The organism is Delftia sp. WSY_7 (assembly GCF_043104845.1).
In the GTDB taxonomy this organism is placed as follows: Bacteria; Pseudomonadota; Gammaproteobacteria; order Burkholderiales; family Burkholderiaceae_C; genus Comamonas; species Comamonas tsuruhatensis.
This window is the reverse complement of sequence record NZ_JBICLB010000021.1, coordinates 266533-272882: the sequence shown is the minus strand read 5'-3', so window position 1 is coordinate 272882 and position 6350 is coordinate 266533. Positions and strand designations below refer to the sequence as shown.

The following is a 6350-nucleotide window of genomic DNA, read 5'->3' as shown; positions in this document are numbered from 1 at the left end:
TTCGCTTCGCTGCGGGGCCACCTGCGTCGTGGCGGCTGCGGGGTTCGCCGTGAAACTCGTTGCGCGCTGCGCGCTTCACTCAAACATCACGGCGAGTCAGATGACGAAGCAAGCCTGTCCTTCGGCAGGCTTGCAACCCCGCAACCGCCACGACGCAGGCGCGGACATACGGGAGGGGGAAAAGGCAGCAGGCGCAGGCAGCGGGCGCGCCCAGGACTTTCCCCTTGGCCCCGCCGCAGCCTTGAACTAGCATGGCCTGCACCGCCCCAGCCGGGGCGGATCTTCCTTGGGCATCGATGAGCTTTCCCGTTCAGATTCCGATCCGAGTCCCCTGCCCTCCGGGCGCCTGCATCTGCGAGCACAACGCCCTGCTCGCCGACTCCATGGCCGACCAACGCATCCTGCGGCTCACCAGGGAAGAGGAAAAACGCCTGCTGCTGCGGCTCGAACAAATCACCAGCCTGCAGGACCTGCGCCATGTGGAGCAGCGCATGTATGAGCAGCTTGGCATCCGCGTGCGCATCGAGCCCGGCGCCAGCGAAGTGCGCACCGTGCGCGGCATCCAGATCGAGGTCCTGCCCATGCGCGGGCTGTGCAGCAAGACTCGGCAGACGATTCCTGCGGCGATTCGGCGGGGGATGGAGAGGACGCCTGAGGTGGCGTTTGAGTTGTTGGATGAGGGGGGGTTGTTTGGGTGAGACCTATTACTACACCGACTTTATTTGAAAAATCCAAGTATATACAGAGAACTCAAGCATAAAATCACATATTAAGGAATATACAAATGCATTTTCAAAATACATTAAATTTCAATAAACGCCAAATAATAAGAGAAATGAAAAGATATTCACTAAATAGTGTATTGCAAGAATGCATTGAGATGATTAATTCAAAAGATTGCAAAGCAAAATGGGTTATTTATCTGATAATAAAATGGAAGTTTATTTCTACCGATAAGAAACAAGATTTTTACAGAGGCATATATTGCAACAAAAACAAAATAGACCAATGGAGTCAGATTATATGGAAAAGTGAGTCCAACTTAGATAACATCCACCACTTTCTAAGAAATATGTTTGATACCCAGATAATTTGGCAGAAAAATTATCAACCAGACGTTTTCTTTTTCCCAAGCTTTATCAATTCACTTCGCGAAGATAATTTAATAAGAAAGCATATATTATCACGCTACAAAATATCAATCACCGAGTTAAAGCTGCTTTTTACGCTTCTTTATCAATTCAGAATAAATCACCAAAACTCCATAAAAGTTGCCAAAGCGATAAGTTCAGATCTGCATGCAGTATTAATTTCAATTATTGAAGATTTGACTTTTACATGGAAAGAATTAGCAGGAAATGGATTGGACGCCAATCTACCTTACGATGAGGCCTTGATAAAATATTTAGCAAGTATAAACTTAGAGGAAAATACTTTTGAATCAACTGAATCTCCGTGGCTTGAAAATTATCCAATAATAGAAATCAATGAGAAATTAATTTTTTCTGTCGATTCATTATTATGGCAAAGAAAAATATCCAATTATTTTTACGAAAAACTGTCAATTGAACTGGATAATTTCTCCGAAGTTTTTGGAAAAAACTTTGAAGATTACTGCAAAAATATAATACTAAGCAATTTCGGAAATGATAAAGTAAAAATAGATCTTCCAAAATCTTCTGTTAATGCTGATTTTATAGCAGAAGATGAAAATTATTTTTATATCATAGAAATAAAACATAAGAAATATGATAGAAATATATTCAGCCTTGAAAATTCCAAGCGTTTATCTAGTCATTTATTTAATCAAGTCGTAAAAGGATATAAACAAATAAAGGCTACAGCCCAAAATATTTATGATTATAAAATTTTTAAATTCAAAAGAAAACCATTAAATAAGCGAAGAATAGGATTCGTCATCACAGAGCGTAGCTATAAAATTGGTCATGGTGTTCATTTCACAGCTTTAGCAGGGGATGAGCACAAAATTGACGATACTCATATTCAAGATAAAGATATATTTTTTATTGGAATTCAAGAGTTTGAGCTCCTGCTTTTAGCCAGCCGCGATAACTCATTGTTCTTGGGTGACGTTGCAAATATGTGTTTTGATCAACGCCAGAGCTTTATTGAACGTATTGATGTGTCCAAGAAGCTAACGCTAAAAAGTCAAACAGGCGCCGAAGTAATTAAACAAGAATGCTTTGATTTTTTGAGCCGATTTGCACTTGAGCAAGAATCAAAAATTTAAAACAAACTAATATTCACCACCACAAACAGGAAGAATTTCATTAAATAACTTATTTTCGTTAATCAAATTTATTGAATTTTCAAAAATATTACACAAAATAACAACGTTCAATAAAATATATAAATATTCTTTCCACAATGACTGAACTTTTATCGCATATTCTTGAGCGACAACTGCGCCGCCTCATTATCCGTATCCGAATATAAAAACGCCATCGGAACCTTGCGCACGGTCAGGAGGTCCGGTCTGTGCTTCCCCAGCTCATAGCGATTGACCCGTGGCCAACCACAAACTGGTAGGCACCTGCCTCAAGTCCATCCGGCAGCCCCCATCTTATTGAACGCCCTGTCAATCAGCTACGCAACTCGTAGTATCTGCGTCAAGAAAAACCGGCAAGCATCATCCCTTTCTGAAGGAGATGCAATGTCAGACGCCAATGGAATGCTTCGTGGAGAGTCGAACCCATGAAGCACATCCCCCCATCCCCTCCCCCCGAAAACACCCACGCCCAGAAGCTCGCAACAGCGCTGCATGAAATGGACCGCTTCGTGCAGCAAGGCTGTGCCGAGGTTTCCGCCCTGGCCCAGCTGGCGCTGGCCTGGCTGGAGATTCCCGAGGGCCATCAGCGGCTGGACGTGGTGGCGCAGGCGCTGGTGACCATTCGCAACAGCGCTGAATCGCTGGCGGAGTTCGCGGGCAGTGAAGCCCGGGTGATGAACTGCGAGTACGAGGACCAGGCAGAGGTGCGCCGCAGCGAGGCGGCCAAGGTGGCTGCCGAAGAGGCCGGGCATGTGTACACCGTGGTGGGGCCTGCGGTGGCGCGCGGCGTCAGGTAGTCCCGCAGGTACTGGGGCTGCGCCCCGTTGCACCCTGCACGGCCGTCTATCCCTTGCGCGTGCGAAACAGCAGCCACAGCAGATACACCCCGCCCAGCAGCCCCGTCACCAACCCGATGGGCAGATGCAGGCGCACGGGTGCCCACTGGCTGAGCATGTCGGCCGCCAGCAGCAGAACGGCGCCCATGGCTGCAGCCGTGAACAGGGGCACGTCGGGCGACAGGCCCAGGCGCCTGGCCACCTGGGGCGCGGCCAGCGCGATGAAGGCGATGGGCCCCGCCGCTGCCGTGGCGATGGCGGTCAGGGCCACGGCAGCCATCACCATGGTGAGCCGCGTGCGCGGCACGTTGACGCCGAGCTGGGTGGCGGCATCGTCGCCCAGCTCCAGCAGGTTGATGCGGCGGGCGCACCACAGCACGACGGGCACGATGGCGATGAAGCCCAGCGCGGCGGGCACGACATGCGCCCAGGTCCGCGCGCTGAGCGAGCCGGCCAGCCAGCGCTGCGCGGCGACGGCCCGGTCCAGGTCCCCCATGACCAGCAAGATGGTGTTCAGGCCCGAGAGCGTGGCCCCCACGCCTATGCCCACCAGCACCAGCCGGTAGCCGCCGCCAGCACGCCGCCCCCCGGACAGCGCAAGCACGACTGCCGCCGTGGCCATGCCCGACAGCACGGCGGCCAGCGATATCCACAGCGGCCCGGCGTCACCCAGCACGATGAGCGCAATCGCCCCGCTGGCCGCGCCCGTGGTGAAGCCGATCACGTCCGGCGAGCCCAGCGCGTTGCGGGAGATGGACTGGAAGATGGCACCCGCCATGCCAAGCGACGCGCCCACGAAGACGGCCGTGAGGACACGCGGCAGCCGCACCCGCTGCACGATGCGCTCTGCTGCGGGGTTGGAGCCCGTGCCCAGCAGGCTGTCGAGCACTTCGGCGGGGCTGAGGGACAGGGTTCCCGTGCCCAGCAGCAGCACACCCAGCACCAGGGCCAGCACGACCAGCGCCAAACCCACGGCCAGCGGCCTGGGCCGCCAGAGAAACGAACAGGCTCCCCAGCGCACAACGGATGTGTTCACGGAGGTCTTCATAGCCTGCTCAACCGGTATCTGCACGCCACCCAGACAAAGAACGGCCCGCCGATCAGGCAGGCGACGATGCCCGCAGCCACTTCGGCAGGTGCCGCGACGACGCGGCCCAGCACGTCGGCACCCAGCAGCAGCACCGCCGCGTAGAGCGCGGACAGCGGCAGTATCCAGCGGTAGTCCGGCCCGCACGAGAGGCGTGCAAGATGCGGCGCCACCAGGCCGACGAAGGCGATGGGCCCCACGGCCGCCGTGGCCGCCCCGGCCAGCAGCATGACCGCCAGGCAGGCCAGTTGCGCGGTGGCGCGCACATTGACGCCCAGCGCCAGGCCCACGTCATGCCCCAGCGCCATGGCGTTGAGCTGGCCGACGATGGCCCAGGCCGCCGCCAGCCCCGCCGCCACGGCGGCCGCCAGCACGGCGGCGCTGGCATAGCCGCTGCCCTCCAGCGAGCCGGCCGCCCAGTGGCGGAAGCCGTCGAAGACTTCCGGGGGCGCGTTGAGCAGGATGATGCCGGCGCTGGAGGTGAGCATGACCGACAGGCCGGCCCCGGCCAGGACCAGGCGCACCGGGTGCGCGCCCGCGCCCCGGGACTGGCCGAACGCGAAGACGGCAGCGCCCGCCAGCCCCGCGCCGGCAAAGGCGCACCAGACGTACTGGAGCACGGACGTCAGGCCGAAGGCCGTCATGCCGATGAGCACGGCCAGCGCCGCGCCGGCATTGACGCCCAGCAGGCCCGGCTCCGCCAGGGGATTGCGGGTGACGGCCTGCATGAGCGCGCCAGCCACACCCAGCGCCATGCCGGCCAGGATGGCCACCACGGTGCGGGGCATGCGCAGCAGGCTGACGATCAGGTGCTGGTCATCACGCAGGTCCGGAGCCCGCAGCGCGCCGAGGATGTCGGCCAGTGCTATGTCGCGCGAGCCGACGGTGATGCCGAGCACGGCGATGATGGCCAGCGCCAGCAGCCCGCCTGCAAGGCCCAGCCAACGCCTGCAGTGCAGGGAGGACCGCGGGGAGGAGCGCAAACAGGAGCGCTGGGCAGGCCGCGCCACCGCGCCTAGGAGCCGTGCACGCATGGCTCAGCGGAAATGGCTTGCCACGGCGTCGACCATCTGCTGCCCCGAGTAGTAGTCGATGCGAAACGAGGTCGGGCCCAGCGGATAGACGCGCCGGCCGGCAACGGCGGGCAGGTTGGCCAGCAGCGGATCGTCCAGGAAGGCCTGCACATCGCCCTGCGAGGCGCCGAGCAGGAAGACGGAGTCGCCGGTGATGGCGGCCGAGAGATTCTCGCGGGAGATGAATTCGAAGTCCGAGGCGCGTGTGACCTGGGCGGCCAGCGCGGGCGGCAGGCCCTCCACCTTGAAGCCCAGTGCGGCCAGCAGCCGCGCATGGGGGCTGGCGGCGCGGCCTATGGAGTAGCTGCCGGCCAGGTTGTAGGCGACGATGCTGACGGGCTGGGCCGGTGGCGTGATGGAGGCGGCGGTCTGCGCCACATGGGCATCGAAGCGGGCAATGGCTGCGGCGGCCTGCTTCGCATGGCCGGTGATGCGGCCCAGCTCGGTGGCGATGTCCTGCCAGGACTGGCTGGAGTAGTCGACCACGACCATGGGCACGCCCTGCGCCTGCAGTTCGGTGCGGTGCTGGGCCACGCTGTCGGCCCCGGTGGCGGAGGCCACCAGCAGGTCGGGGCTGGCGCCGATGGCGGCCTCGATGTCGAATTGCAGGTTGCGGTAGAGCACCTGCACGCCGCGCTTGTCGGCAACGGCGGCCCATTGCGAGAAAAAGCCCTTGTCGTCGGTCATGCGGCTGGGCGTGGTCGCGGCGGTCGCGATGACCGGCGCATCGATGGCCAGCAGGATGCCGGTCACGCTGGGCGAGGTGGAGACGATGCGCCGGGGCAGCGGTGCATGGTCTGCGTGTGCTGCAGCCGGCGTACCCGATGCATCCGACGCATGCGATGTATGCGGTGCGGCGCCCGCCACGGGACCGGCGGCACGTGGAAACCATGCGAAACAGGCCAGCACGGCCAGTGCGGCGGCCGCACCCAGGGCGGCAAGTTGGAGTCTGTTCATCTCGTTCCGAAGCGACGGGGCCGGGCGCCAGGGCGGCGTCTTCAGCGTATTCCGTATTGTAGAATTCATTCCACATTGCAAACACCGAAGGACCTATCGATTGTGGG

The 6350-nt window shown here is 58.4% G+C and carries 6 protein-coding genes; 3 read left to right on the top strand and 3 right to left on the bottom strand.

What is annotated here, in order from left to right:
- Positions 1-251: 251 nt before the first annotated feature.
- The 3 genes from ACF8ME_RS10255 to ACF8ME_RS10245 all read left to right on the top strand — a co-directional run bounded on the left by ACF8ME_RS10255 (position 252) and on the right by ACF8ME_RS10245 (position 3087).
- Complete coding sequence (locus ACF8ME_RS10255; protein WP_392416294.1) at positions 252-698, top strand: hypothetical protein; 447 nt, start codon at positions 252-254, stop codon at positions 696-698.
- Between the two features lie 86 nt (positions 699-784).
- Positions 785-2251 (top strand): hypothetical protein, encoded by a 1467-nt coding sequence (locus tag ACF8ME_RS10250; RefSeq protein ID WP_392416292.1) that lies wholly within the window; start codon positions 785-787, stop codon positions 2249-2251.
- Positions 2252-2715: 464 nt separating this feature from the next.
- Positions 2716-3087, top strand: coding sequence for a hypothetical protein (locus ACF8ME_RS10245; RefSeq protein WP_013802869.1), 372 nt, complete (start codon positions 2716-2718; stop codon positions 3085-3087).
- Positions 3088-3133: 46 nt separating this feature from the next.
- On the opposite strand, the gene ACF8ME_RS10240 is transcribed toward ACF8ME_RS10245, so the two are convergent.
- Genes ACF8ME_RS10240 through fepB form a run of 3 tightly spaced genes read right to left on the bottom strand, consistent with a single transcriptional unit; the run spans position 3134 to position 6243 of the window.
- Positions 3134-4174, bottom strand: coding sequence for a FecCD family ABC transporter permease (locus ACF8ME_RS10240; RefSeq protein ID WP_392416290.1), 1041 nt, complete (start codon positions 4172-4174; stop codon positions 3134-3136).
- Positions 4171-5247: a FecCD family ABC transporter permease gene (locus ACF8ME_RS10235; protein WP_392416289.1), complete on the bottom strand. Its 1077-nt coding sequence runs from the start codon at positions 5245-5247 to the stop codon at positions 4171-4173. The genes ACF8ME_RS10240 and ACF8ME_RS10235 overlap by 4 nt, the downstream gene beginning before the upstream one ends.
- A 3-nt stretch (positions 5248-5250) precedes the next feature.
- The gene (gene fepB / locus ACF8ME_RS10230; protein ID WP_392416287.1) at positions 5251-6243 is read right to left on the bottom strand and encodes a Fe2+-enterobactin ABC transporter substrate-binding protein; all 993 of its coding nucleotides are present in this window, start codon (positions 6241-6243) and stop codon (positions 5251-5253) included.
- Positions 6244-6350 lie beyond the last annotated feature (107 nt).

Coding starts and splice junctions, on each gene's coding strand:
- ACF8ME_RS10255 (WP_392416294.1), top strand. CDS start 252: ATGGCCTGCACCGCCCCAGCCGGGGCGGATCTTCCTTGGGCATCGATG.
- ACF8ME_RS10250 (WP_392416292.1), top strand. CDS start 785: ATGCATTTTCAAAATACATTAAATTTCAATAAACGCCAAATAATAAGA.
- ACF8ME_RS10245 (WP_013802869.1), top strand. CDS start 2,716: ATGAAGCACATCCCCCCATCCCCTCCCCCCGAAAACACCCACGCCCAG.
- ACF8ME_RS10240 (WP_392416290.1), bottom strand. CDS start 4,174: ATGAAGACCTCCGTGAACACATCCGTTGTGCGCTGGGGAGCCTGTTCG.
- ACF8ME_RS10235 (WP_392416289.1), bottom strand. CDS start 5,247: ATGCGTGCACGGCTCCTAGGCGCGGTGGCGCGGCCTGCCCAGCGCTCC.
- fepB (WP_392416287.1), bottom strand. CDS start 6,243: ATGAACAGACTCCAACTTGCCGCCCTGGGTGCGGCCGCCGCACTGGCC.